The sequence below is a fragment of the Sphingobium sp. BHU LFT2 genome (assembly GCF_018604485.1).
Lineage (GTDB): Bacteria > Pseudomonadota > Alphaproteobacteria > Sphingomonadales > Sphingomonadaceae > Sphingobium > Sphingobium yanoikuyae_A.
The window spans coordinates 110,711-136,214 of the sequence record NZ_JAFCGW010000009.1; the positions used below are offsets into that span (position 1 = coordinate 110,711).

At 64.3% G+C, this 25,504-nt stretch carries 20 protein-coding genes; 12 read left to right on the forward strand and 8 right to left on the reverse strand.

Annotated elements, in window-relative coordinates:
* The first annotated feature begins 53 nt into the window (after positions 1-53).
* Both topA and JQK15_RS16955 read left to right on the forward strand, forming a co-directional pair.
* Positions 54-2,642: a type I DNA topoisomerase gene (gene topA, locus JQK15_RS16950; protein WP_214866558.1), complete on the forward strand. Its 2,589-nt coding sequence runs from the start codon at positions 54-56 to the stop codon at positions 2,640-2,642.
* Entirely contained in the window at positions 2,639-3,328 is a 690-nt protein-coding gene (locus JQK15_RS16955) for a hypothetical protein (protein ID WP_214866559.1), read from the forward strand. Before topA ends, JQK15_RS16955 begins: the two co-directional genes overlap by 4 nt.
* A 57-nt stretch (positions 3,329-3,385) precedes the next feature.
* Here the strand turns inward: JQK15_RS16955 and JQK15_RS16960 are convergent, their stop codons facing one another.
* The 4 genes from JQK15_RS16960 to lepB all read right to left on the reverse strand — a co-directional run bounded on the left by JQK15_RS16960 (position 3,386) and on the right by lepB (position 7,425).
* On the reverse strand, positions 3,386-4,885 hold the full coding sequence (locus JQK15_RS16960) for an ABC1 kinase family protein (protein ID WP_214866560.1): 1,500 nt from the start codon (positions 4,883-4,885) through the stop codon (positions 3,386-3,388).
* A gap of 53 nt (positions 4,886-4,938) precedes the next feature.
* Positions 4,939-5,847: a GTPase Era gene (gene era, locus JQK15_RS16965; protein ID WP_037519663.1), complete on the reverse strand. Its 909-nt coding sequence runs from the start codon at positions 5,845-5,847 to the stop codon at positions 4,939-4,941.
* Positions 5,848-5,920: 73 nt separating this feature from the next.
* Entirely contained in the window at positions 5,921-6,601 is a 681-nt protein-coding gene (rnc, locus tag JQK15_RS16970) for a ribonuclease III (protein ID WP_017499592.1), read from the reverse strand.
* Positions 6,601-7,425, reverse strand: coding sequence for a signal peptidase I (lepB, locus tag JQK15_RS16975; RefSeq protein WP_125985982.1), 825 nt, complete (start codon positions 7,423-7,425; stop codon positions 6,601-6,603). The genes rnc and lepB overlap by 1 nt, the downstream gene beginning before the upstream one ends.
* A 189-nt stretch (positions 7,426-7,614) precedes the next feature.
* Between lepB and pgi the strand changes: the two genes are divergently transcribed.
* Both pgi and gor read left to right on the forward strand, forming a co-directional pair.
* Entirely contained in the window at positions 7,615-9,114 is a 1,500-nt protein-coding gene (pgi, locus tag JQK15_RS16980; protein WP_004207241.1) for a glucose-6-phosphate isomerase, read from the forward strand.
* Positions 9,115-9,265: 151 nt separating this feature from the next.
* Positions 9,266-10,612 carry a glutathione-disulfide reductase gene (gene gor / locus JQK15_RS16985; protein WP_214866561.1) on the forward strand — a complete coding sequence of 449 codons (1,347 nt, stop codon included), beginning with the start codon at positions 9,266-9,268 and terminating at the stop codon, positions 10,610-10,612.
* Positions 10,613-10,695: 83 nt separating this feature from the next.
* Here gor and JQK15_RS16990 read toward each other — a convergent pair whose 3' ends face one another.
* Together JQK15_RS16990 and JQK15_RS16995 are read right to left on the reverse strand one after the other, a co-directional pair.
* Positions 10,696-11,430 (reverse strand): 2OG-Fe dioxygenase family protein, encoded by a 735-nt coding sequence (locus tag JQK15_RS16990; protein WP_214866562.1) that lies wholly within the window; start codon positions 11,428-11,430, stop codon positions 10,696-10,698.
* Positions 11,431-11,597: 167 nt separating this feature from the next.
* Complete coding sequence (locus JQK15_RS16995) at positions 11,598-12,383, reverse strand: SDR family NAD(P)-dependent oxidoreductase (protein WP_169860974.1); 786 nt, start codon at positions 12,381-12,383, stop codon at positions 11,598-11,600.
* Between the two features lie 102 nt (positions 12,384-12,485).
* Here JQK15_RS16995 and JQK15_RS17000 point away from each other — a divergent pair, with 102 nt between their 5' ends.
* Positions 12,486-13,382: a LysR family transcriptional regulator gene (locus JQK15_RS17000; protein WP_125997579.1), complete on the forward strand. Its 897-nt coding sequence runs from the start codon at positions 12,486-12,488 to the stop codon at positions 13,380-13,382.
* Positions 13,383-13,418: 36 nt separating this feature from the next.
* Here the strand turns inward: JQK15_RS17000 and JQK15_RS17005 are convergent, their stop codons facing one another.
* Together JQK15_RS17005 and JQK15_RS17010 are read right to left on the reverse strand one after the other, a co-directional pair.
* Positions 13,419-15,875, reverse strand: a complete 2,457-nt coding sequence (locus tag JQK15_RS17005; RefSeq protein WP_251007823.1) for a TonB-dependent receptor — start codon at positions 15,873-15,875, stop codon at positions 13,419-13,421.
* A gap of 245 nt (positions 15,876-16,120) precedes the next feature.
* The gene (locus JQK15_RS17010; protein ID WP_010338815.1) at positions 16,121-17,536 is read right to left on the reverse strand and encodes a helix-turn-helix domain-containing protein; all 1,416 of its coding nucleotides are present in this window, start codon (positions 17,534-17,536) and stop codon (positions 16,121-16,123) included.
* Positions 17,537-17,676: 140 nt separating this feature from the next.
* Here JQK15_RS17010 and JQK15_RS17015 point away from each other — a divergent pair, with 140 nt between their 5' ends.
* From JQK15_RS17015 to JQK15_RS17045, 7 genes are all read left to right on the forward strand, one after another.
* Positions 17,677-19,209 (forward strand): acyl-CoA carboxylase subunit beta, encoded by a 1,533-nt coding sequence (locus JQK15_RS17015; RefSeq protein ID WP_214866563.1) that lies wholly within the window; start codon positions 17,677-17,679, stop codon positions 19,207-19,209.
* Positions 19,210-19,322: 113 nt separating this feature from the next.
* Positions 19,323-19,763: a methylmalonyl-CoA epimerase gene (gene mce / locus JQK15_RS17020; RefSeq protein ID WP_214866564.1), complete on the forward strand. Its 441-nt coding sequence runs from the start codon at positions 19,323-19,325 to the stop codon at positions 19,761-19,763.
* A gap of 112 nt (positions 19,764-19,875) precedes the next feature.
* Positions 19,876-22,029 carry a methylmalonyl-CoA mutase gene (scpA, locus tag JQK15_RS17025; protein ID WP_214866565.1) on the forward strand — a complete coding sequence of 718 codons (2,154 nt, stop codon included), beginning with the start codon at positions 19,876-19,878 and terminating at the stop codon, positions 22,027-22,029.
* Positions 22,030-23,043, forward strand: a complete 1,014-nt coding sequence (bioB, locus tag JQK15_RS17030) for a biotin synthase BioB (protein WP_004207227.1) — start codon at positions 22,030-22,032, stop codon at positions 23,041-23,043. It abuts the gene before it with no gap.
* Complete coding sequence (locus JQK15_RS17035) at positions 23,040-23,180, forward strand: hypothetical protein (protein WP_164546043.1); 141 nt, start codon at positions 23,040-23,042, stop codon at positions 23,178-23,180. The genes bioB and JQK15_RS17035 overlap by 4 nt, the downstream gene beginning before the upstream one ends.
* On the forward strand, positions 23,177-23,395 hold the full coding sequence (locus JQK15_RS17040) for a hypothetical protein (protein ID WP_214866566.1): 219 nt from the start codon (positions 23,177-23,179) through the stop codon (positions 23,393-23,395). Before JQK15_RS17035 ends, JQK15_RS17040 begins: the two co-directional genes overlap by 4 nt.
* 73 nt (positions 23,396-23,468) lie before the next feature.
* The gene (locus tag JQK15_RS17045) at positions 23,469-25,469 is read left to right on the forward strand and encodes an acetyl-CoA carboxylase biotin carboxylase subunit (RefSeq protein ID WP_214866567.1); all 2,001 of its coding nucleotides are present in this window, start codon (positions 23,469-23,471) and stop codon (positions 25,467-25,469) included.
* Positions 25,470-25,504: the final 35 nt, after the last annotated feature.

Below are 25,504 nucleotides of genomic sequence, written 5' to 3' on the forward strand. Positions count from 1 at the left end.
ACTACCCTACAGACTCGCGCGTATACGTGAGAGACTTCCAAACCGGGGCCTGAATGCAACTTGTCATTGTCGAATCGCCGGCCAAGGCGAAGACCATCGAGAAATATCTGGGCGGGGATTTCCATGTCCTGGCCAGCTACGGCCATATCCGCGACCTGCCGCCCAAGGACGGGTCGGTCGACCCGGACAATGGCTTTGCCATGTCCTGGGAAAATTATGGCGACAAGGGCAAGCAGCTCAAGGCCATCGCCGACGAGGCGAAGAAGGCCACGCGATTGATCCTGGCGACTGACCCTGATCGCGAAGGGGAAGCGATCAGCTGGCATGTGCAGGAGGTGCTGCGCGCCAAGAAGGCGCTGCCGCAGACGGTCGACCGGGTGACGTTCAACGCCATCACCAAGGCGGCGGTGCTGGACGCGATGGCCAAGCCGCGCGCGCTGGACGAGGATCTGATCGACGCCTATCGGGCGCGCCGCGCGCTCGACTATCTGGTCGGCTTCACCCTGTCGCCGGTGCTGTGGCGCAAGCTGCCCGGCGCCAAGTCGGCCGGCCGCGTCCAGTCGGTCGCGCTGCGCCTGGTGGTGGAGCGCGAGCGCGAGATCGAAAGCTTCGTGCCGCAGGAATATTGGTCGATCTCGGCCGAGATGGAGCAGGGCGGGCAGGGCTTCACCGCGCGCCTCGTCCGCTGGAAGGGCGAGAAGATCGACCGCCTGACCATCGGCAAGGAAGGCGATGCCATGACCGCGAAGGCGGACGTGGAGGCCGGGCGCTTCACCGTCGACAAGGTCGAGACGAAGCCGCTCACCCGCAATCCTCCGCCGCCCTTCACCACCTCGACCTTGCAGCAGGAAGCCGCGCGCAAGCTGGGCTTTTCGGCCAGCCACACGATGCGGATCGCGCAGCAGCTCTACGAAGACGGCGCGATCACCTATATGCGAACCGACGGTGTGCAGATGGACGGCAGCGCCATTTCCGCCGCGCGAAAGGCGATCGCGGAGCGCTATGACGGCGGCTATCTGCCCGAAAAGCCGCGCCAATATCAGACCAAGGCGAAGAATGCGCAGGAAGCGCATGAGGCCATTCGTCCGACCGAATTCCATCGCGACAAGGTGGGCGGCGGCGATCATGCGCGCCTCTACGACCTGATCTTCAAGCGCGCGCTGGCGAGCCAGATGGCGTCGGCCCGGCTGGAGCGCACCACCATCGACATGGTCGACGGCAGCGGCAGCCATACGCTGCGCGCCACCGGCCAGGTGGTGATCTTCCCCGGCTTCCTCGCCCTTTACGAAGAAGGTCGCGACGACGCCGAGGATGACGACAGCAAGCTGCTGCCGCGCCTGAGCGAAGGTGATGCGCCGGCCAAGAAGAAGGTGAGCGCCGAGCAGCATTTCACCCAGCCGCCGCCGCGCTATTCCGAAGCCTCGCTGGTCAAGAAGCTGGAAGAGCTGGGTATCGGTCGCCCGTCCACCTATGCCTCGACCCTGCAGGTTCTGAAGGACCGCGACTATGTCCGCGTCGAGAAGAACCGCTTCTTCGCCGAGGAGAGCGGGCGGCTGGTGACGGCCTTCCTGGAGCGCTTCTTCGAACGCTATGTCTCCTATGATTTCACCGCCGGCCTTGAGGACGAGCTGGACGAGATTAGTGGCGGCCGCGCCCAGTGGCAGGAAGTGCTCGAAGCCTTCTGGAAGGACTTCAAGCCCAAGACCGCCGAGATCATGGAGCAGAAACCGTCGGACATCACGGCCGAGCTGGACAAGTTCCTGGAGCCGATGCTGTTCCCGCCCAAGGCGGACGGCAGCAATCCGCGCGCCTGCCCGCTCTGCGCCGATGGCCAGCTGTCGCTGCGCGGTGGCCGCTTCGGTGCGTTCATCGCCTGCTCCAACTATCCCGAGTGCAAATATACCCGCAAGTTCGGCCAGCCCGGCGGCAGCGATGGCGCCGATACCGGTCCCGAAATCCTGGGCCAGCATCCCGAGACCGGGCAGGACATCGTCAAGAAGTCCGGCCGTTTCGGTCCCTATATCGAGATGGGCGAGGGCAAGGAGGCCAAGCGCGGGTCGATCCCCAAGGATCTGCCCGATGGCGAAATGACGCTCGATTGGGCGATCAAGCTGCTGAGCTTGCCGCGCGAGGTCGGCCTGCACCCGGAAACCGGCCTGCCGATCGTCGCCAATATCGGTCGCTTCGGTCCCTATCTGCTGCATGACGGCAAATATGGCCGCCTGTCCTCGACCGCCGAGATTTTCGAGGTCGGCATGAACATGGCGGTCGCCAAGCTCGCCGATGCGGCGAACAAGGGCGGCCGTGGCGGATCGTCGCGGGAGCCTTTGAAGGTGCTCGGCAAGCATCCGCGCACCGAAGCGGAGATCAAGCTGATGGCAGGCCGCTATGGCCCTTATGTCACCGATGGCACCACCAACGCGACCCTGCCCAAGACGATCGAGCAGGATGCGCTGACGCTGGAGGAAGCCGCCCAGCTGATCGACGCGCGCGCTGCGGCTGCCCCGGCCAAGAAGGGCAAGAAGGCGCCGGCGAAGAAGGCCGCCGCCAAGAAGCCGGCGGCGAAGAAGGAAGCGGGCGAGAAGAAGCCCGCTGCCAAGAAGGCCCCGGCCAAGAAGAAGGCGGAGACCGCCAAGGCATGATCGGCTCCATGGCGGCGCGGGCCTGCGCCATCGTCGCCCTGCTTCTGTCGGCGGCCAGCCCCGCGCTGGCCGCCGAACCGGAGGTCGTGCGCTTTCAGGTCGGCGACCAGGAACTGCACTGGACCGTGCCGGAGGGCTATTGCCCGCCCAAGGGGCCGATGGCGTCGCTGGCGCAGATGATGGCGACCATGGACACGCAGAATGTCACGGTCCTGACCCTCTATGCCTGCGACGCGACGCTGACGAAGCTGGATCGCTATATCCTCGTCAAGGCGCCGGTCGCGGCATTGATGGCGACGCTGGAGCGGGACCAGTTCCTGAAGCTCATGGAGGCGGAGTTCGACACGCCGGCGTTCAAGGCGTTTCTGGACAAGGACGATACCAATGTGGCCATCGACAAGGGGATGGAGACGCTGTTCGGCGCCAAGACTCAGACCAGCGGCAAGGTGGTGCCGATGGGAATGGACGATAGCTGCGCCATCATCGGCGGATCGATGACGATGCAGACCCAGCAGGCGCAGGTGGCGATCGGCGTTGGCGGCTGTCTGACGACGGCGGCGGGCAAGGTGATCCTTGTCGCGACCTATGAAGGCTATGACGAGCCGGACACGGTCCGCACGTTGGTAAAGCGGTCGCGCGACTTTGCCCTGTCGATCATCGCGGAAAATGAAGCGCCGGCGAATTGATCGGCTGAACAGTTTATCGCTTGCTCCGTTGTGGCGCGGAGCCGAACCGACGCCCCTCTAGCCGAAATAGTGGGCGGCGGCGATCAGGCTGCCAGCGGCCAGGATGGCGGCGGCGATCCATTTCGCGCCGTTGTCGGGCGGTGATGGCGTGGCGGGCGTCGTGTCTGCTTCCAGTCGGCGCGTCAGCGCGCGCAGCAGGCGGGGGGCGTCGTCGGCGATGCGCGAGAGTTCGAGCAGCAGCGCGACGGTCTTTTCCGGGGCATGGGCGGCTGCGACCTGGTTCATCACCAGCCGGCCGCGCGCCTTTTGCAGCGCCTGCGACAGGTCGAAGCCGGGCTGGATCGCGCCCAGCACCCCGTCCATCGTGATCAGCGCCTTGAAGATGAGGGCGAGGTCGGGCGGCAGCACCAGCCCCTCCTTGCGTAGCAGCGGAAAGAAGTCGGCGACCATGCGCGTCAGCACCAGCGGGCCGCTGCCATGGCGGGCGACCAGTTGCTCGGCCGCGTCCAGCACCCGGCCGGGATCGGGCGCACTAGCCTTCGACCAGACGAGCAGCGTGTCGGCCAGGGTGCGCGCGTCGCCGGAGCGCAGCGAGAGGATGAAGGACAGGAATTCCTGCCGCCGCCGCGCGCTGACATGGCCGATCAGGCCGAGATCGAGCAAAGCGAGCCGATCGCCGGGCAGACAGAGCAGGTTTCCGGGGTGCGGATCGCCATGGAATCGGCCATGGACCAGCACCATGTCGAGCACCAGCGCGGCGCCAAGATCAGCGATCGCAGCCGGATCGATGCCGGCGGCGCGCAGGCTTTCGCCGTCGCGTGGCGGCACCCCGTCGATATAATCCATCACCAACACGGTTTCCGCGCAATAGGCCCAGTGGATCGCCGGGATGACCACGGCCGGGTTGTCGGCCAGGTCTTCGCGCAGCCGGTCGGCATTGCGGCCTTCCTGGGTGAAATCCAGCTCCTCCAGCACGGTGTCGAGCAATTGCTGGACCAGCGCCTGCGGTTGGAAACGGCGCGCCTCGCGGCTGCTGGCCTCGACGATGCCAGCCAGATGGGTGATGAGGCGCAGGTCCGCCTCCATCGCCTTGCGGATGCCGGGGCGACGGATCTTGATCACCACCTCCTGCCCTTCGGTCAGCGTGGCGCGATGGACCTGCGCCATGGAGGCGGCGGCGAGCGGGGCCGTATCGAAGCGGGCGAAGGCGGTTTCGACCGGTTCGCCCAGCACCGCTTCGAGGCGTGGGCGAAGCTGCTCGAAGGGCAGGGTCGGCGCGTGGCTGTGCAGCTTGCCGAATTCGGCGATCCACGCCTCGGGCAGCAGATCCTGCCGGGTGGCGAGGATCTGGCCCAGCTTCACATAGGTCGGGCCGAGCGCTTCCATCGCCTGCCGGGTGCGGCGGGGCAGGTCGGGCGGATCGGCGGCGGCATTGTCATCGCCTTTCGCCAGCCCCAGCCGGGCAAGCAGCATGTCGAGGCCGAAGCGGGTCGCGACGCTGGTAATCTCGGCCAGTCGTGCGCGATCCCGCGTGGCCACCATGATGGTCTTGAGCATGAAGGCTCAACGACCGGGATGGTGATTATGTTTCGCTTGTGCAGCGAAGTGGATCAGTCGACCCAGTCGAGGCCGATGTCGCGATAGATGAAGCGGTCTTCTTCCCAGTCTTCCTTCACCTTGACGTGGAGGTAGAGATGGACCTTGACGCCCAGGAGGTTGGCCAGTTCGGCGCGCGCCTTGGACCCGATTTCCTTGAGGCGCTGGCCACCCTTGCCCAGCACGATCGCGCGCTGGCTGGAGCGGCCGACCAGGATCTGCTGGTGAATTTCGACCGAACCGTCGTCGCGCTCCTTATACTGCTCGGTATCGACCGCAGCGGCATAGGGAAGTTCGGCGTGGAGCTGGTGATAAAGCTGTTCGCGGGTGATTTCGGCCGCGAGCATGCGGTCGGTCGCGTCCGACACCTGATCCTCGGGGAAGTGCCAGGGGCCTTCGGGCATGGCGTTCGCAAAGGCGGTCTTGAGTTCGGCCAGGCCGTCGCCAGTCGCGGCGGAAACGAAGAAGGTCTCCTCGAATTCCAGCTCCTCATAGAGGCGCTGGGTATGGACCAGCAGCTTCTCCTTGACCGCGATGTCGACCTTGTTGAGCACCAGCCATTTGCGTTCCGGCCGGGCCTTCAGCGCAGCGATGATCGGCTCCATCTTGGCGCCAAGGCCCGCTTTGCCATCGACCAGCAGGACGATCAGGTCGGCGCCCTGCGCGCCGCCCCAGGCGGCCTGCACCATCGCGCGATCGAGGCGGCGGCGCGGCGCGAAGATGCCGGGCGTGTCGACCAGCACCATCTGCGCATCGCCCTCGATCGCGACGCCCATGACGCGGGTGCGCGTGGTCTGCGCCTTGGGGCTGGTGATCGCCACCTTCTGCCCGACAAGTGCATTGACCAGCGTCGACTTGCCGGCATTGGGGGCGCCGACGATGGCGATGACGCCACAGCGCTGATTTTCAAACTCGATGGTCAATCACATGCTCCGTTCGCTCCACGCCAATGCGCGGAGACGTCTTCCTAAACCAAAATGAATGTTGGGGACAGGCTTAGCCCGCCAATTGCTCCAGCAGGGCTTTCGCGGCAGCGGTTTCGGCTTCCTGCTTGGAGCCGCCGGTGGCGCTTGCCTCGCCCGCGCCCTTGATCGAGACGGTGACGGTGAAGCGCAGCGCATGGTGCGGGCCGGACCGATCCGTCATCACATATTCGGGCGGCTTGCGCTTGTTCGACGCGGCCCACTCCTGCAGCGCCGACTTGGGGTGGCGCGGTGCGGCGGTCTGGGTGTCGACCCGGTCGCCCCACAGGCGACGGACCAGCGTGCGCGCCTCGTCCAGTCCGGCCTCCAGATAGAGGGCGCCGATCAGCGCCTCCATCACGTCGCCCAGCACATTGTCGCTGTCGGCGGCGCCATCATCGCGCGCCTGCTTGCCCAGCACCAGATGGGTGGGCACGCCGGCGGCACGGGCCACCTGCGCGCAGGTTTCGCCGGAGACCAGCGCGTTGAAACGGCGCGACAGCTTGCCTTCCGGTTCGGCCGGGAAACGGGCATAGAGCCATTCGGCGATCAGCAGCCCCAGGATGCGGTCGCCCAGAAATTCCAGCCGCTCGTAATTTTCCGCCTTGGCGCTGCCATGGGTCAGCGCCTGTTCAAAGGCGGCGGGGTTGATCGGCGCTCGGCCGATCAGCGCGATCAGCCAGGCTGCGGTATCAGGCCTGTGCGAAGCCACCATCAAAAGCCTTCCCCGATCCGGCTCCAGCGTGCGGCGGTGAACCAGGTCCAGGGCAGCAGCCAGTTGGCGCTGCCGTCGGTCGAGAAGACCGAAACAAGTGCCTTGCCGACCAGATTTTCCTCGGGGACGAGGCCGATGCCGCCGCCTTCGACCGCCGGGAAGCGGCTGTCGGCGCTGCGATCGCGATTGTCGCCCATCATGAAGAGATGGCCTTGCGGCACCAGCACGGTGTCACGGTCGTCGGCGGCGCCATCGGGCACCAGGTCGAGAACATTGTAGCTCTTGCCGCCCGGAAGCGTCTCACGATACTGGGGATAGCGGCACTGCTTGCCACCGCCCGGCGCGGCCTGTTCGAATTCGGGGCGATAGCAGGGGGAGGGGCTGCCTTCCTTCTGCGCGGCATCTTCCATGTTGGGCGTCACCGGAATGACGAGGTCGGCGACCTTCTGCTTCGGGATCGCCTGGCCATTCAGATAGACGGTGCCGCCACGAACCGAGATCATGTCACCCGGCAGGCCGATCACCCGCTTGATATAGTCGTTCTTCTGGCTCGGCGGCGCCTTGAACACCACCACGTCGCCGCGCTGCGGCGTCGAGGCGAAGATGCGGCCGGGGATCAGCGGCACCGAAAAGGGCAGCGAATAGCGCGAATAGCCATAGGGCCATTTGGCGACCAGCAGATAGTCGCCGATCAGCAGGCGCGGCTGCATCGATTCCGAGGGGATGTTGAAGGGCGAGACGATGAAGCTGCGCAGGACGAAGACGAACACCGCCAGCTTGGCGAGGAACCAGATGAAGTCCCGCGTTTCCGATTTTGCGCTCATGTCTGCCTAATGTTCCTTCAAGATCGTGCCGCGCTGCGACGTATCACTGCGGCCTGTCGCGGCTTTTGCGGGGTCGCCCGCGCCGCGTCAAGCGCGTGGACGATGCAATGCGTGCCGCTTTTGGATAAGGAGAGGAAGAATCGACCGGTGCAGCGTCGATATCGACCAACGACCAAGAGGATCTCCCGCATGTCCAGTCCCGCACTGGCGGCCCTTGCCGCCCTGCCTCAAGCTGAACTCAAGACCATCTTCGAGAGTGATCCCGACCGCCTGTCCAAGCTGGTGCTGAGCCATGGGCCGCTGCGCTTCGACTGGTCCAAGACGCATCTGACCGACGATCTGGTGGACGGCTTCCTGAAGCTGGCGCAGGAACAGGATTTTACCGGCCGGCGCGAGGCGCTGTTCGCGGGCGAGGCGGTCAACAACACCGAAGGCCGCGCGGCAGAGCACACGGCCCAGCGCGGCGTCGGCAATGCCGACAGCGTGGCGCTGGCCAAGGCGCTGCACAACCGCACCCGCGCGCTGATCGACGCGATCGAGGCAGAGGCGCTCGGCCCGATCCGCCATATCCTGCATATCGGCATCGGCGGGTCGGCGCTCGGCCCCGACCTGATCGTCGATGCGCTGGGCGGCGACGGCATGCGCTATGATGTCGCGATCGTCTCCAATGTCGATGGCACGGCACTCGAAAAGGCGATGGACGCGTTCGACCCCGACGCCACGCTGATCGCGATCGCCTCCAAGACCTTCACCACCAGCGAAACCATGCTGAACGCGGCGAGCGCGATCAACTGGATGGTCGAGGCGGGCGTCGAGGATCCCTATGGCAAGGTGATCGCGCTAACCGCCGCGCCGGAAAAGGCGATGGAATGGGGCGTCGATGAGACCCGCATCCTGCCCTTCCCCGAAAGCGTCGGCGGCCGCTATTCGCTCTGGTCGTCGATCGGCTTCCCCGCCGCACTGGCGCTGGGCTGGGACGCGTTCGAAAGCCTGCTGGAAGGTGCGGCAGCGATGGACCGTCATTTCCAGCTGACTGATCCGCGCGAGAATATCCCGCTGATCGCCGCTTTCGTCGATCAATATTATGCCCGCGTGCTGGGCTGCGAGACGCGCGCCCTGTTCGCCTATGACGAGCGACTGGCGCTGCTACCCTCCTATCTGCAGCAGCTGGAGATGGAGAGCAACGGCAAGTCGGTGAAGCTGGACGGCTCGCCGGTCGATGGGCCGACTGCTCCGATCACCTGGGGCGGTGTCGGCACCGATGCGCAGCATGCCGTGTTCCAGCTGTTGCACCAGGGCACGATCCTGACCCCGGTCGAGTTCATCGCCTCGATTGAACCGGGCAATGCGCTCGACCCGGCGCATCATCGCGCGTTGCTGGTCAACTGCTTCGCCCAGGGCGCGGCATTGATGCGCGGCAAGGACAATGAAGACCCGGCGCGCGCCTATGCCGGCAACCGCCCGTCGACCACCATCCTGATGGACGATGTGAACCCGGAAGCGCTGGGCGCGCTGATCGCCTTCTACGAGCATCGCACTTTCGCCAATGCCGTGCTGATGGGGATCAATCCCTATGACCAGTTCGGAGTCGAGCTGGGCAAGGAGATCGCCAAGTCGATCGAGGCCAATGGTCCGACCGGTTTTGATCCCTCGACCATGGCGCTGATCGAGATCGCTCTGGGCGAGTAAGGCAATAACGACCGTTCGTTTCGGGCGATGTCGGGAAATGCTTCTCGACAGGCTCGAAGCGAACGGAAGTTGCAGCAAAAATTCCCATTTGTAACTGCGCGGTCCAGCCGCCATATCCGCCGCCAAGATAGTGCGCCGAGCGGAGACTGGCATGAGCGATTATGATTTCGACCTTTTCGTCATCGGCGCAGGATCGGGCGGGGTGCGCGCGTCGCGCGTCGCCGCCGCGCATGGCGCCAAGGTCGCGGTGGCCGAGGAATTTCGCGTCGGCGGCACCTGCGTCATCCGCGGCTGCGTGCCCAAGAAGCTGCTCATCTATGGCGCGCATTTCGCCGAGGATCTGAAGGACGCCCGCCGCTTCGGCTGGAATGTGCCGGACTGCGGCTTTGAATGGGCGACGCTGCGCGACAATGTGCTGGCCGATGTCGACCGGCTCGAAGGGCTCTACACCAACACGCTCAACAGCCATAAGGTTGAACTGATTGCCGAACGGGTGACGGTAACCGGGCCGCATAGCGTGAAGCTCGCCAGCGGGCGCGAGGTGACGGCCAAGGTCATCCTGGTCGCGACCGGTGCCTGGCCGCTGATCCCGCAAGTGGAGGGCGCCGAACATGGCATCACCTCCAACGAGGTGTTCCATCTGGACGAGTGCCCCAAGCGCATCGTGATCGTTGGTGGCGGCTATATCGCCAATGAATTTGCCGGCATCTTCCACCAGTTCGGCAGCCATGTGACGATGGTCAACCGGGGCGGCACGCTGCTGCGCGGCTATGACGAGCAGATCCGCGACCGCCTGCTCCAGATTTCGACGATGAAGGGGATTAATTTCCGCTTCAACGCGCAGATGGAGAAGATCGAGAAGAAGGAGGACGGCACCTTGTGCGTCCACTTCAAGAATGGCGATCCGGTCGCGGCCGACATCGTGCTGTTCGCCACCGGCCGCCGCCCGCACACCGACGGGCTGGGACTGGAGAATGCCGGCGTCGAGATCGACGACAAGGGCGCGATCAAGGTCGACGAATATAGCCGCACCAGCTGCGAGAGCATCTACGCCGTGGGCGACGTCACCGATCGGCTGCAACTGACCCCGGTGGCGATCCGCGAGGGTCATGCCTTTGCCGACACCGTGTTCGGCAACAATCCGCGCACCGTCGACTATAGCTGTGTGCCCTCGGCCGTGTTCAGCCATCCGCCGCTGGCTGGCGTCGGCCTGACCGAAGCGCAGGCCAAGAACAAATATGGCACCGTGAAGGTCTACACCTCCGACTTCCGGCCGATGAAGAATGTGCTGGCCGGGCGCGACGAGCGGGCGCTCTACAAGATGGTCGTCGACGCGACCACCAACAAGGTGGTGGGCCTGCACATGATCGGTCCGGACGCGCCGGAGATTTTGCAGGCGGCGGCGGTTGCGGTGAAGGCGGGCCTCACCAAGCAGGATTTCGACGATACCGTGGCGCTGCACCCCAGCATGGCCGAAGAGCTGGTACTGCTGAAATAATCCTCCCCGCCTGCGGGGAGGGGGACCGCTGGCGAAGCCGGGGGTGGAGGGGGCGTGCCGTCGGCCAGCCCCCTCCGTCATCGCTACGCGATGCCACCTCCCCGTGCCGGGGAGGATTGAAAGGTAATCACCAGCGCGTCGCGCCAGGCGGGCTGGGCGGGATCGACGGCGTGGATTTCGGTTACGCCGTGGAAGATGCGGTGGTCATCGATCAGCATCGCGTCGCCCGGTTGGGCCAGGGTGAATTCGCCCATCGGCGTGCCATCGGCGGCGCCGATGCGGGTGACGCCCTCGCGCACATTGCGGCGCTCGACCAGCATCACGAAGACCCGATCGACGCCGTCGCGGTGCATGCCCTCGGGTGTGGGACGGCCAAGCTCGCCCGCCTTCGCCTCGATCCGGAACTGGTGCATCTCGACATGCCAGTCGCCCGATGACGCCGGATCGAAATGGCCGGCGCAAAAGGCGAGCAGCGCCTGTGTTACCGGCAGCGCGGTCGTGGCATCCTCGACCGGATCGAACCAGCGCTGCACGTCGCCGTTCAGCGGGTTATAGTCGCGGCTCTGATAATGGGGCTGGTGGGGCTGGCGGATGAACTGACCGGCCGTGCAGCGAAAGGTCGCGTGGCGGCGGCGGCGATAACGGCCGCCATCGGCCATGAAGAGGTCGGGGCCAAGATCGTCCCAACTGCGGGCAAAGGGCGCCCAACCGGCCGCGCCGATATCCAGCTGGCGCAGCAGGTCGGCGCCGGCCAGGCGGGCATAGCCATCCTGTTCCAGCGCCTGGTCGATGGTGGGCAGGCAGTCCGTATCGCTCATTTTCATCCTCATAGGCAGAGGAGGAAACGAGCGACAGGGCCAGTTGCCACAAGCAGGATTGTGATGGTGCCGGCCACAAACCTCCGTTCGTTTCGAGCGTGTCGAGAAACGTCATGCTCTACGCTTCTCGACCAGGCTCGAAGCGAACGGGGCCGGGGGCTTAACGGTCAGTAGATGGTGGGCACCATGCCGCCTTCGACCTTGACCGCGGCGCCGTTGGTGGCGGCGGCCAGCGGGCTGGCGAGATAGGCGGTCATCGCGCCGACCTCATCGGCTTCGATCAGCCGCTTGATCAGCGAGAGCGGGCGCAGCTTGGTGAAGAATTCGGCTTCGCGCTCGGCTTCGGACGCGTCCTTGTTCTCGACCACCGAGCGGATGAACTCGACGATCCCTTCCGAACGGGTCGGGCCGGGCAGTACCGAATTGACGGTGACGCCGGTGCCGCGCGTATGTTCGGCCAGGCCCCGCGAAATGGCGAGCTGGGCCGACTTGGTCATGCCATAATGGATCATCTCGGCGGGCGGCAGCAGGCCGCTTTCGCTGGCGATGAACAGGATGCGGCCCCAGTTCTTGGCCAGCATCTTCGGGAAATAATGGCGGGCAAGGCGGGCGCCGCTCACGACATTGACCTCGAACAGATGATGCCAGTCCGCGTCCGTGATGTCGGTGAAGTCCTTGGCCTCGTAGATGCCGAGATTATTGACTAGGATGTCGATGTCCGGGACGGCGGCGATCAGCGCGTCGGCGCCCGCCGCGGTGGCGGGATCGGCCAGCACCGGGCGGATGGTGCCGGCCTGCGAAAGCTCGGCGGCAGCAGCGTCCAGCTTGGCCTGGTTGCGGCCGGTGATGACGACCTCGACCCCTTCCTCAGCCAGGCGCTTGGCGATGGCGAAGCCGATGCCGGCGGTCGATCCGGTGACGAGGGCGGTCTTGCCCGAAAGCTGAAGATCCATGGTGCATTCCTCTGAAAAGTGACAGCGACGTTGACACCAAGATAGACTATTTATCATTGGTGATTAGATTGCACTTTCGCATTTCAGAAGTGATTTGAAATCATGGATAACCGGTTCGGCGACATCGAAACCTTCCTGATGGTGGCGGGCGAGGGCAGTCTGGCGGCGGCGGCGAAGGCGCTGCGGCTGACGCCATCGGCGGTCAGCCGGTCGATCGCCCGGCTGGAACAGCGGCTGGGCGTCACCCTGCTGCGGCGGACGACGCGGGCGCTGGCGCTCACGCCGGAAGGCGTCACCTATCGCGACCGTATGGCGGTGCTGCTGGGCGACATGATGGCGCTGGAGGCAGGACTGGGAGAGGATCGCACGGCGCCGCGCGGGCTGTTGCGGATCAACGCTTCGCCCTCCTTCGGCATCGAATGCCTGATCCCGATCCTGCCCGGCTTCCGTGATCTGTATCCGGCAGTGACGGTGGACCTGACCCTGTCCGACACGATCGTCGATCTGGTCGAGGAGCGGGCCGATATCGCCATCCGCATCGGCCCGCTGCGCGATACCAGCCTGCGGGCGAAGAAGCTGGGCCATAGCGCGATGGTGCTGGTGGCCAGCCCGGCCTATCTCGCCCGGCGCGGCACGCCGCAGACGCCGGACGATCTGGACGATCATGATTGCCTGCGCTTCAGCTTCCGCCGCTCGATCGACGGCTGGCCGTTCCGCATCGGCGGAAAGCTGGTGCAGCGGCCGGTGCAGGGCAGCTTCTACGGCAATTCGGGCGAAGTGGTGCGCCAGATGGCGGTCGCCGGCGGCGGCATCGCCCGGCACGGCCATTTCCATGTCGCCAGCGACATCAGGGCGGGGCGCCTGGTCGAAGTGCTGGCCGACTATAATCCCGGCGATGGCGAGGATATTCACGCGCTCTATGCGGCAGAAGATCGCACGGCGGCGCGGGTGCGTGCGTTTCTCGACTATCTGGACGGGGCGATGCCCGTGGTGGGTTGAAGGGGCGCCAGCCGATGCCGGCGCCCCTCCGTCCGGTCAGAAGGCCACGACCATCGACCCGCTGATCGCGCGGGGCGAGCCGAGATAGGCGGTGGTGGCGGTGCTGGTGAGGCCGGTGCCCGAATAGCCGATATAGACCTTGTCGAACAGGTTGGTGACGTTGAGCTGGAAGAAGGTCTTCTTGAGGCCCCATTGCTCCAGCGAGAAGCGGGCGTCGAGATCGACCAGCGTATAGCCGGGCAGCTTCACCGTGTTGATGTCGTTGACATAGCGCTCGCCGGTCCGCTTGATCTGGAGGCCGAGGTCGACCGGGCCGAGCGTGCCCTGGATGCGGCTGCCCAGCGTATAGACTGGCGCGCCGGCCTCCCGCTTGCCGGCGGTTGCGGCATAGGTGCTGGCGCCGGTCTGGACATCGTCCTTGATCTCCGACTTGAGGTAGGAGCCGAAGACGTAGAACATCAGATCCTTGACCGGGCGCACCGCGACGCTGCCGTCGACGCCATATTTGTCGACGCGGCCGAGGTTGCGGGTCACGCTGCAATCGCAATCGGCGTCATAGGCGGTCGCCAGGCGGTTGTTATAGCGGGTGTACCAGCCCGACAGCTGCGCCTGGACGATGCCAGACTGATAGCGCAGGCCAAGGTCGAACGCGTCGGAGGTTTCCGGCTTGGGATTGCCCGAGCTGGAGCCTTCGTCGAAATAGAGCGCGCCATAGAGGGCGTCGGTGCCGGGCACGGACAGGTTCTTGGCATAGCTGGTGAAGACGCTGGCCTTGCTGGTGAGCTTGTAGGTGACGCCAAGGTTGGGCAGCAGCTTGTTATAGTCGAACTTGCGCGACTGCGGCGCGGCATAGGCGCTGTTGGCGGCCAGCTGGGCATCGATGCCGGCCTGGGTCGCCGGGCAGTTGACATTGCCCGATGCGTCGGTGGTGACGCAATATTGATTTAGGTCGCGGCTGAAGAAGGGCATGCGCGCGCCCAGCAGCAGGATGACCTGATCGTCGAGATAGGAACCGCGATACTCGCCCGAAATCTGGTTCAGCGTGGCATAGGATAGCCGGTTGCGCTTCTGCACGACATTGCCGTCGGCATCGACGATCGGATTGTTGATCGGGAAGACATCGACCGGATCGCCATTGGCCTCCAGATAGCCGGCCTCGCCGGTCTGGCGATGGCGGGCACGGTCATAGGTGTAGGACAGGCGCAGGCGATTGTCGGGGTCGATATCGTAGGACAGGTTGGCGATCACGCCATAGCGTTTGGTCACGGTCTGGCTGGGCGAGAGAACGCGCACGAAATCCTGTGTGTCGCCATCGCCATTCAGGTCCACGCCGCCGACATAATAATATTGGGTCGAGCTGCTGGTGGCGGTGTTGCGGCTGTCCTTGAGATAATAGCCGCCCGTATTGCCGTCGGCGCTGGCGCCTTCATAGGCATAGGATGTGCCGCCGCCATTGGCCTTGGTATATTGGAAGCTGGGATCGACCGTCAGCGTGAGGCCATTCGCCAGGGTGAAGCGCGAATTGAGCCGGACATTGCCGGTGTTGGACGGGTTGTAGCGCCGCTCGAACGCCGAACCGCAGCTATTGGCATAGTCGGTGACGCCGGTCTGCGGCGTGTCCACGGTGCAGGTCGCGGTGTCGTAGAAGCGGCCGTCGGTCGTGCCGGGGAAGGTCGCGGTGGTATAGGTCGAACCGTTGAAGGTGTTGCGGTTCTGGTTGTAATGGCCCGCCAGCGCGATGAAGTCGCCATTGCTGCCGATCGGCTGGTAGATCTTGCCATTATATTGCTGTTTATCGACGCCGCCATAGTTGGTGTAGGTCGACTTGTTGGTCGCGCGCGAGGCGGAGAACCAGGCCTTGGTGCCAAAGGGCGTGAAGACGCCGGTCTGGAACATGCCGAAGATGCGGTGATAGGCGCGATCATCGTCATTGCCGCGGGCGACGATATTGCCATAGCTGGCGCTGATCATCGCGCCCATCTCGTCCGATGGCATCAGCGAGCGGATGTTGATCGTGCCGCCGGCGGCCGAGGCGGTCGGGCTGTCGACATCGGTCGAGCCCAGGCTGACGGTTGCCGCCTCGATAATTTCCGGATCGAGCTGCTGGTTGGTGTAGAGCGCATAATTGCCAGAGTCATTGAGCGGAATGCCGTCGATCGTCTGCGACACGCGGTCGGAACTGAAGCCCCGCACGGTGAAGCTGCCGCCCAGCGATCCCCAGGGATCCTGGTTGGAGAAGCTGACGCCGGGCACCAGGTTCAGCGTTTCGTTGATCGCCTGGCCGGGGCGCTGGCGGGCGATGATCTCCTGGTCGAGCGTGACCTTGGCCTTGGGCGTTTCGGGGATTTTGACGCCGCCGACGCTCTGGTCGCCCTGCGCACCGGTGACGATGATGCTGTCCTCGAAATCCTGCGAGCCGGTCGATTGCGCGAGCGCGATCGTCGGCGCAGCCGCCACGACCAGCGCGGCGCTGCACATCAATAGCTGTTTCATTGACCCGAAATCCCTTTTTACCATGTGCGACAAGGGTGCCGATTATCTGTTCTGGCACCGAGCTGTCCGTGACAGTCCCGCCCTGCAACTGGGATTTCGCTATGACAATTTTGTTAAAAGTGACACGACATATAAGTGAATTATATTTCAATATGCTGCATAATCTTTATGGTTAAAGACTAGTATTGAAATGTAAAAGTAACGTAAAATTTTATTTCGGATTTTCGTGCCATTATTACTTCGTGTCAGCCGATCCAGTAGGGCACGATCTGGCGATTGTCGGGGTCGACATGGATCGGGCGGTCGGCGGGTGGGAAGGCGCGCTGGTCGCAGCTCTGGCGCGAGCAGAGGCGGCAGGTGATGCCGATCGGCGTCGCGGCGCCTTCCTCCTGCAGATGCAGGCCGTCGGCATAGACGAAATTGGCCGCATGGGCGACCTCGCAGCCCAGCACTACGGCGAAACGGCGCGGGGTGCGCTTGTAGCTGCCGGACGGCTTCACCAGCCCCTTGGCCATCGAGACATAGCGCACGCCGTCGGGAGTCTCGCCAAGTTGGACATTGATGCGGTCGGGCACGGCCACCGCCTCATGCACGTTCCACAGCGGGCAGGCGCCACCAAAGCGGGCGAATTGCAGGCGAGTGGCGCTGTGGCGCTTGGTGATGTTGCCGGCCATGTCGACCCGGCAGAAGAAGAAGGGGATGCCGCGCAGGCCCGGTCGCTGCAGCGTGGACAGGCGGTGGCAGGCCTGTTCGAAACTGACGCCGAAGGTGCGGGCCAGCCGGTCGATATCATGGCGCATCGTCCGCGCCGCCTCCCGGAAGGGGGCATAGGGCATCAGCAGCGCGCCGGCGGCATAATTGCCAAGGCCGATCGCGAGCAGCCGGTCGGCGCCGGTGACCGGCAGGCCGGCCTTGCGCACCACATCGGCGATCACCGCCTGCCCCTCCAGCATCATCAGCTGGTGCGCCAGCATGAACTTGCGGCTTTCGGTCGGCAGGGCGGCGTTGATGAACAATTGCCGGTCGGCGGCGCGATAGGCGCGCAGTGCGCTATCGGGTGTCTCGGCGATCAGCGTCTCGATGCCGTGGCGGCGGGCCAGCGCCTCGACCAGCATCCCTTCGTCCAGCACCTGGCCCTGGGCAAAGCTTTCGGCCATCTCCTCGGCCAGGCAGTCGAGGCTATGGACATAATTGCCCGCCTCGTGAAACCAGTCGCGCGCCGCTTCCCAGGGCAGGCGGGCCTGCACCTCATGATCGTTGGCGATCGCCTCCTCGATCATGTTGATCCGCTCATTGGCGCGCATATGGGCGTTGTAGAGATCGACGTAGCGCGCCGCGAACTCGGGGAATTGCAGATGCAGCTTCTCGATCCGTTCCGGCTCCAGCGCGGGGCCAGGTAGTTCGGGGTGGGACAGGGCAAAGGCGAAGGCGCCCAGCAACTGCTCGTCCTCGCGGCTGTCGAAACTGGCCCAGTCGGTGGGAAAGGCGTTGGCGAGCGCGGCCTTGACCTTGGCGGTCAACGGGCGATCGTCATTTTCCATTTGGCTGAGATAGGATACGGATATGCCCAGTGCCTGCGCCATCGTCGCCTGGTCCATGCGATGGTCCAGGCGCAGTTGGCGCAGGCGTGGACCTGCGAATATACGGTTGCCGCGTGCCATAATCCTTACCCTAATTTGCGAAGTCGCGATTTGCAAATTGGCAAATTTACATTTGCGAACTTTGCGTGCGGCTGGGTAGGGGAAGGGCAAGGCGGCGTCGGCCAAGCTATGGACGCCACGAATTTGGAGAGAAGCCTTTCATGTCGAAGCTCGCCGTCATCGAACAGCTGGAAGCCAAGCGCGAGGGCGCCCGCATGGGCGGCGGCCAGCGCCGCATCGACGCGCAGCATGGCAAGGGCAAGCTGACCGCGCGGGAGCGGATCGAAGTGCTGCTGGACGAGGACAGCTTTGAAGAGCTGGACATGTATGTCGAGCATAACTGCATCGATTTCGGCATGGACGAGCAGCATATTCCGGGCGACGGCGTGGTCACCGGATCGGGCACGATCAACGGCCGTCTCGTCTATGTCTTCAGCCAGGATTTCACCGTCTATGGCGGCGCGGTGTCGGAACGGCACGCGATGAAGATCTGCAAGATCATGGATATCGCCATGAAGGTCGGCGCGCCGGTGATTGGCCTCAACGACAGCGGCGGCGCGCGCATCCAGGAGGGCGTCGCCTCGCTCGCCGGCTATGCCGAGATTTTCCAGCGCAATGTGCTGGCGTCGGGCGTGGTGCCACAGATCAGCGTCATCATGGGGCCGTGCGCGGGCGGCGCGGTCTATTCGCCGGCGATGACCGACTTCATCTTCATGGTGAAGGACAGCAGCTTCATGTTCGTGACCGGGCCGGACGTAGTCAAGACCGTCACCAACGAGGTGGTGACGCAGGAAGAACTGGGCGGCGCGATCACCCACACGACCAAGTCGGGCGTGGCGGACGTGGCGTTCGAGAATGACATCGAAGCGCTGCTGGCAGTGCGCGATTTCGTCGACTTCCTGCCAGCGTCCAACAAGGAACCGGTGCCCGAGCGGCCTAGCGCGGACCCGTGGGACCGGCTGGAGGACAGCCTCGACACGCTGATCCCGGCCAATGCCAACCAGCCCTATGACATGCACGAGCTGATCCGCAAGGTGGTGGACGAGGGCGACTTCTTCGAGGTGCAGCCGGCCCATGCGGGCAATATCCTGTGCGGTTTCGGCCGGATCGAGGGCAAGACGGTGGGCATCATCGCCAATCAGCCGATGGTGCTGGCCGGTGTGCTGGACATCAACTCGTCGAAGAAGGCCGGCCGCTTCGTCCGCTTCTGCGATGCGTTCGAAATCCCGATCGTCACCTTCGTCGACGTGCCGGGCTTCCTGCCGGGCACCGCGCAGGAACATAGTGGCATCATCAAGCATGGTGCCAAGCTGCTCTTCGCCTATGCCGAGGCGACCGTGCCGAAGATCACCGTCATCACCCGCAAGGCCTATGGCGGCGCCTATGACGTGATGAGCTCCAAGCATCTGCGCGGCGACCTCAACTATGCCTGGCCGACCGCCGAGATCGCGGTGATGGGTGCCAAGGGCGCGGTCGAGATCATCTTCCGCGGCAAGACGCCCGAAGAGATTGCCGAGAAGACCAAGGAATATGAAGACCGCTTCGCCAACCCCTTCGTGGCGGCGAGCAAGGGCTTCATCGACGAGGTGATCCAGCCCCACTCGACCCGCAAGCGGATCGCGCTGGGCCTGCGCAAGCTGCGCAACAAGGCGCTGGAGAACCCGTGGAAGAAGCATGATAATATTCCGCTCTAAATAACGACGTCATCCCCGCGAAAGCGGGGATCCATCCCCCACATCGCTTCTTGGGGATGGGTCGGGAGATGGATTCCCGCTTTCGCGGGAATGACGACATTGGGAATGATGTGATGAAACTCGGCCGCTTGAACCATATCGGCATCGCGACGCCTTCACTGGAGGCTTCGCTCGCCTATTATCGCGACATCATGGGCGCGACCTTGACACATGAGCCGTTCGACCTGCCGGCGCAGGGGGTGAAGGTGTGCTTCGTCGATACGCCTGGCGAAGGCGACACCGCCGGCACGCAGATCGAACTGATCGAGCCGCTGGGCGAGAACAGCCCGATCCACGGCTTCATCGCCAAGAACCCGGCCGGCGGGCAGCATCATATGTGCTATGAAGTGCCCGACATCATGGAAGCCAAGGCTTGGTTCGAGGGGCTGGGCAAGAAGGTGCTGGGCGAGCCGCGCATCGGCGCCCATGGCACGCCGATCTTCTTCGTCCACCCCAAGGATATGAACGGGGTGCTGACCGAGATCATGGAGACGCCGAAGGCCGGCGCGCATTGAATTACGTCATGCCGGACTTGATCCGGCATCCCGCTTCTTTTCAGCAAGCGGGATGAAGATAGCGGGATCCCGGCTCAAGGCCGGGGTGACGAACGGGTAGGATAGGACACGCATGACCGAGAAGCCGACGCTGGACGCATGGGCCGCCGCTGCCGCCAAGGAAGTGAAGGGCAAGGATTTGAACTGGGATACCCCGGAAGGTATCACGGTGAAACCGCTCTACACCGCCGAGGATGTGACCGTCGATCCGGGCCTGCCGGGCTTCGCCCCCTTCACGCGCGGCGTGCGTGCCTCCATGTATGCCGGCCGACCCTGGACCATCCGCCAATATGCGGGTTTCTCGACCGCCGAGGAATCCAATGCCTTCTACCGCCGCAACCTGGCCGCAGGGCAGAAGGGCCTCAGCGTCGCCTTCGACCTCGCCACCCATCGCGGCTATGACAGCGACCATCCCCGCGTCGTCGGCGATGTCGGCAAGGCGGGCGTGGCGATCGACACGATCGAGGACATGAAGATCCTGTTCGACGGCATTCCGCTCGACAAGATGAGCGTGTCGATGACCATGAACGGCGCGGTGATCCCGATCCTGGCCTTCTTCATCGTCGCGGGCGAGGAACAGGGGGTCGAGCGCAAGCTGCTCGACGGGACCATCCAGAACGACATCCTCAAGGAGTTCATGGTCCGCAACACCTATATCTACCCGCCCGAACCCTCGATGCGGATCATCAGCGACATTTTCGGCTATACGTCGCGCGAGATGCCCAAGTTCAACAGCATCTCCATCTCCGGCTATCATATGCAGGAAGCCGGCGCGACGCAGGTGCAGGAACTGGCCTTCACCATCGCCGACGGCGCGGAATATGTCCGCTATGGCGTCGCCAGCGGCCTCGACATCGACAAGTTCGCCGGACGCCTCAGCTTCTTCTTCGCCATCGGCATGAACTTCTTCATGGAGATCGCCAAGCTGCGCGCCGCCCGCGTGCTGTGGCACCGCGTCATGACGAAGCTGGGCGCGCAGGACGAGCGCAGCAAGATGCTGCGCACCCATTGCCAGACGTCGGGCGTGTCGCTGACCGAGCAGGACCCTTACAACAACGTCATGCGCACCACGATCGAGGCGATGGCCGCGATGCTGGGCGGCACCCAGTCGCTCCACACCAATGCGCTGGACGAGGCGATCGCGCTGCCGACGGACTTTTCCGCCCGCATCGCGCGCAACACGCAGATCGTGATCCAGGAAGAGACCGGCATGTGCAATGTCGTCGATCCGCTGGGCGGCAGCTACTATATCGAGGCGCTGACCCAGCAGTTGGTCGACGCAGCGCAGGAAATCATCGACCGCGTGGAAGCCGAAGGCGGCATGGCCAAGGCCGTGGGTGCGGGCTGGCCCAAGGCGATGATCGAGACTGCGGCGGCCGCCCGTCAGGCGCGCGTCGACCGGGGCGAGGATGTCATCGTCGGCGTCAACAAATATCGCCTCGCGAACGAAGACCTGCTCGAAACCCTCGAAGTCGACAATACCAAGGTCCGCGAGGCGCAGATCGCCCGCATCAACCGGGTGAAGGCGCAGCGCGACGAGGATGCCTGTCAGGCTGCGCTCCAGTCGCTGCGCGATGCCGCCGCCGCGCCGCAGTCGATCGAGACCAATCTTCTCGCCCACGCCGTCGAGTGCGCCCGCGCGCGCGCCACGCTGGGCGAAATCTCGGCCGCCATGGAAGACCGCTTCAACCGCTATGGCACCCAGCCGACGCCGGTGAAGGGCGTCTATGGCGCGCCCTACAAGGATGACAGCCGCTGGAAACAGGTTCTCGACGGGGTGCAGGCCGTCGAACGGCGCCTCGGCCGCAAGCCCAAACTCCTCGTCGCCAAGATGGGGCAGGACGGGCACGACCGGGGCGCCAACATCATCGCGTCGGCCTTCGGCGACATGGGCTTCGATGTCGTGTCCGGCCCGCTGTTCCAGACGCCGGAGGAGACGGTGGTGCTGGCGCTCGACAGTGGTGTCGATGTGGTCGGCGCCTCGTCGCTGGCCGCCGGGCACAAGACGCTGATCCCCGAACTGATCAACCGGCTGCGCGACCATGGCCGTAGCGACATCAAGGTGATCGCGGGCGGGGTCATCCCGCCGCAGGATTATGACTATCTTCGTGACGCAGGGGTTCAGGGCATTTATGGGCCGGGTTCCAATGTCGTGGAGTGCGCCGCCGATGTGCTGCGCCTGCTCGGCCACAACATGCCCCCGGCGGGGCTAGAGGAAGCTGCGTAAATGAATACCCCCTGCACCCTGACCGCCCGCAACGACTGGACGCGCGAGGAAATCGCCGCGCTGTTCGACCTGCCCTTTGGCGACCTGATGTTCGAAGCGCAGTCGATCCACCGCGCGAACTTCCCGCGCAACGAGGTGCAGTTGTCGACCCTGTTGTCGATCAAGACCGGCGGCTGCCCAGAGGATTGCGGTTACTGCAACCAGTCAGCCTCGGCGGAAAGCGGCCTGAAGGCCGAAAAGCTGATGAGCGTGCAGGCGGTGATGCAGGCGGCGGCGCAGGCGAAGGACGCGGGCAGCTCGCGCTTCTGCATGGGCGCAGCCTGGCGCAACCCCAAGGACCGCGACATGCCCGCTATTGTCGAAATGGTGAAGGGCGTGCGCCAGATGGGCATGGAAACCTGCATGACGCTGGGCATGCTCAGCGAAAGCCAGGCGGACATGCTCGCGGAAGCGGGCCTTGATTATTACAATCATAATATCGACACCTCGCCCGAACATTATGAGAAGGTCATCACCACCCGGACCTTTGACGATCGTCTGGTGACGCTGGAAAATGTCCGCAATTCGGGCATCAACGTGTGCAGCGGCGGGATTGTCGGCATGGGCGAGGCGCGGGAGGACCGTGTCGGCTTCCTCCATGCGCTGGCCGTGCTGCCGGTCCATCCGCAGAGCGTGCCGATCAACGCGCTGGTGCCGGTGAAGGGCACGGTGCTGGGCAATATGCTGGCCGACACGCCACTCGCCAAGATCGACGAGATCGAGTTCGTCCGCACCGTCGCGGTCGCGCGGATCGTGATGCCGGAAAGCATGGTGCGGTTGAGCGCGGGTCGCGAGAGCATGTCGGATAGCTGCCAGGCGCTCTGCTTCATGGCCGGCGCGAACAGCATTTTCACCGGCGACAAGCTGCTGACCACCGCCAATGCGGGCGACAATGCCGATGCGGCTCTGTTCGCCAAGCTCGGCGTCGTGCCGATGCAGGCCGAAGTGAAGGTCGAACTGGAGGCGGCTGAGTGAATTTCACGCTCAGCTTCGTCACCCCGGATTTAATCCGGGGTCCCGCTTCTTCTCTGCCGTCGCGCGGGAAGAAAGCGGGATGCCGGATCAAGTCCGGCATGACGAAGGTGGGTTTGGTGTTTGAATGGAAGGAATGACACGCCGCCGGCAGATATGGGTGACGGTGTGGACCAGCCTTTCGCTCGTTCCCGTTCTCCTGCTGCTGTTCGGCTGGTCGATGATGGAATGCTCGGATGCGGACCCGTGTCCGACGGGTGGGAAGATGCCTTTTGGAGAGGCCGCGGCGATTTTCGGTGTGATGCTGATGATCGGGCAGGGCATTTTCCTGAAATCGATCTGGAGAGGTCGATAACCGGAATGGGATTGAGCCTCACTTGAAAGAGCGGGGCGAACGAAACTGAACAAGGACTGGGACAGGAAATATAATGGCAATCACCAAGATCCTGATCGCGAACCGTGGCGAAATTGCGTGCCGTGTCATGCGCACGGCCAAGAAGATGGGCATCAAGACCGTCGCGGTCTATTCCGATGCCGACGCTCGCGCGCCGCATGTGCTGATGGCCGATGAAGCCGTGCATATCGGCCCGCCGCCCGCCGCCCAGTCCTATCTGCTGGCCGACAAGATCATCGAGGCGTGCAAGGCCACCGGCGCTGATGCGGTGCATCCCGGCTATGGCTTCCTCTCCGAGCGCGAGAGCTTCCGCAAGGCGCTGGACGCGGAGGGCATCATCTTCGTCGGCCCGCCCGCCAATGCCATCGCGGCGATGGGCGACAAGATCGAATCCAAGAAGCTGGCGATGGAAGCGGGCGTCAATGTCGTGCCCGGTTTCGTTGGCGTGATCGACGACACCGAACATGCGGTGAAGATCTCCAACGAGATCGGCTATCCGGTGATGATGAAGGCATCGGCCGGCGGCGGCGGCAAGGGTATGCGCCTCGCCTATAGCGAACAGGATGTCCGCGAAGGCTTTGAGGCGACCAAGCGCGAGGGCCTCAACAGCTTTGGCGACGACCGCGTCTTCATCGAGAAGTTCATCGAAAGCCCGCGCCATATCGAAATCCAGGTGCTGGGCGACCAGCATGGCAATATCGTGTACCTCAACGAACGCGAATGCTCGATCCAGCGCCGCCACCAGAAGGTGGTAGAGGAAGCGCCGTCGCCCTTCGTCAGCCCCGAAATGCGCAAGAAGATGGGCGAACAGTGCGTCGCGCTCGCCCGCGCGGTCGGATACTTCAGCGCCGGCACGGTCGAACTGATCGTCAGCGGCGAGGACAAGACCGGCGACGGTTTCTACTTCCTGGAAATGAACACGCGGCTTCAGGTCGAGCATCCCGTCACCGAAGAGATCACCGGCGTCGATCTGGTTGAACAGATGATCCGCGTCGCCAATGGCGAGAAACTGTCCTTCGGTCAGGCGGACGTGAAGATCAACGGCTGGTCGATCGAGAACCGCGTCTATGCCGAAGATCCGTATCGCGGCTTCCTGCCGTCGACTGGGCGCCTGATCCGCTACAATCCGCCCGAAACCGGCACGGATGAGAGCGGCACACTGATCCGCGTGGATGACGGCGTGCAGGAAGGCGGCGAGGTGTCGATCTTCTACGATCCGATGATCGCCAAGCTGATCACCTGGGCGCCCACGCGTCTGGAAGCCATCGACAAGCAGATCGAGGCGCTCGACAAGTTCGAGATCGAGGGGCCGGGCCATAATATCGATTTCGTGTCCGCGCTGATGCAGCATGAGCGCTTCCGCTCCGGCAACATCACCACCGGCTTCATCGCCGAGGAATATCCCGAGGGCTTCACCGGCGCGCCCGCATCGCCCGAACTGCTCCAGCGCCTGTCGGCGATCGGCGCCTTTGCCGCGATGGCGCAGGCCGACCGTGCCCGCCGCATCGACGGGCAGCTTGGCAAGCGCCTGTCGCCGCCGACTGGCTGGCAGGTGAAGATCGGTGACGCGATCCATGACGTCGTGATCGACGGCGACGAGGTGACGGTCGATGGCGAGAGCATCGACATGGCGCTGGAATATACGCCCGGCGATCGCCTGATCGAAGCGGAATTCGGCGAGGAGCAGCTCGCGGTGCGGATCGCACCGATGCGGTCGGGCTTCGTGCTGACCGCCCATGGCGCCAGCCACAAGCTGCGCATATTGCCCGCCCACGCCGCGCCTTACGCTGCGCACATGATCGAGAAGATCCCGCCCGATCTCTCCAAGTTCCTCATCTGCCCGATGCCCGGCCTGCTGGTCGCGCTGAACGTCAAGCAGGGCGACAAGGTCGAGATCGGCCAGCCGCTCGCCGTGATCGAGGCGATGAAGATGGAAAATATCCTGCGCGCCGGCAAGGCGGGCACGGTCAAGAGCGTGTCGGCGGCACAGGGTGAGAGCCTGCCGGTCGACGCGGTGATCCTGGAACTGGAGTAAACATTCCTCCCCGGAACGGGGAGGGGGACCACGAA